The organism is Labilibaculum filiforme (assembly GCF_002843315.1).
Lineage (GTDB): Bacteria > Bacteroidota > Bacteroidia > Bacteroidales > Marinifilaceae > Labilibaculum > Labilibaculum filiforme.
In genome coordinates, this window is the sequence record NZ_MVDD01000049.1 from 1 (window position 1) to 1481 (window position 1481).

Genomic DNA, 1481 nt, shown 5'->3' on the forward strand with positions numbered 1-1481 from the left:
CTTTTATTTTCTGACAGAAACCAAGTTCTTATTTTGGCTAATTTCAACCCTAAGAGCTCCATTAATTCAAGAAAGTAAGATAATAGCTGTTTTGCCCATTTTATCAGGGCTTTTATGCCAACAATATTGATTAAACGGCGTAGGTTGTAGGCGGTCATTAGTAAGCCCACATCAGAACTTGCCCTTGTCATACCTTTTTTTGTCATAATGTGATCGAAGCCCCATTGTCTTTTTATGGTTCCGTAGGGATGTTCGACTATGGCTTGCCGTCGTTTGTAATAGCTTTGGTTCTGATTTACCCGCTGTCTGTTTTTGTCGATGAGATCTTGGTGTTCGCTTCGTTGTATTGCCTTTCCACATTTAGCTTTACTGCATTGATTTTTCACACTGCAATTTGCACAGGCCTTAGTGGTGTATCGTTTAAACAGGTATGTTCTGGCTTTGTGCCATTTACCATTGGTTTTTAGTTTTTGGTTTTGCGGACAGGTATAATAATCCTCCTGCTTGTTGTACCTGAAATTTTCTACATTATACAGCGGGTTTGGTGCCTGTGCTGCCACCCCAGGGATTGCTACGATTGTTTCAATACCCAAACGATCCGCGATAGAGAATTCAGAACCTGTATGGTAACCTTTATCATATAAAGCCGTGAATTGGTTGCTTCGTAAAATTGATTTTGCACGTTGCAACATATTGCCCATGGCTTTGCTGTCATTGGCATTTGTTACCTTGTAATCAATGGGGATATTGTTTTCTGCATCAACCGTGGTTTGTATGTTATACGCTACTTCGGTAATGTTATTGCGGGTAATCATCTGACGGCTGTCAGAATCGGAAGTTGAGATTTGTGGCTGACCGGTTTGTTTGATTTGCCTCTCGATGTTTTGATACTCCTTTTTCCGATCTGTTTGTTTCTCTATTTCCTGCAGAATAGTCTTTTTTTCATCACCATCACTTTCTGCTAATGCATTTTCATACTCCGAAAGTTTATTCTCAATATAAGCCAAATGGCGCTCCACTTTCTTTTGATTGAAGTTGTTCTTTTTGCTGTTCTGTGCCCTTAGTTTGGTACTGTCTCCAGCTAACAAATTCCCGCCAATCAAATTAAAGTATTTGGCCAATTGAACGGTTTGCCTGAACACTTTTTTTATTGCTTTAGGATTGTCTCGTCTAAAATTGGAGATGGTATTGTGGTCAGGACTTAAGCACCTGAGCAACCACATAACTTCTATGTTTCTCTTACTCTCTTTCTCTAAACCACGAGAGGACCGGGTTCTGTTCAAATACCCGTAAATATATAGTTTGAGTAAATCCGATGGTCGGTAGGCAGGTCTGCCGTTTTCCTGAAAATCAACTTTAAAACCAAAGTCATTCAAATCAATACTATCAACAAATAAATCGATTAATCGAACTTCATTGTCTTTAGCAATTGATTGGTCTAATGAGATGGGAAAAAGATGAGTTTGCGTTCTGTCTTGTCC

General features: G+C 39.3%; 1 protein-coding gene. It reads right to left on the minus strand.

The annotated features are described in order from the left end of the window. Window positions 1–1481, minus strand: a 1481-nt coding sequence (locus BZG02_RS20630; RefSeq protein ID WP_101263637.1) for an IS1182 family transposase, incomplete at both ends; no start/stop codon positions are given.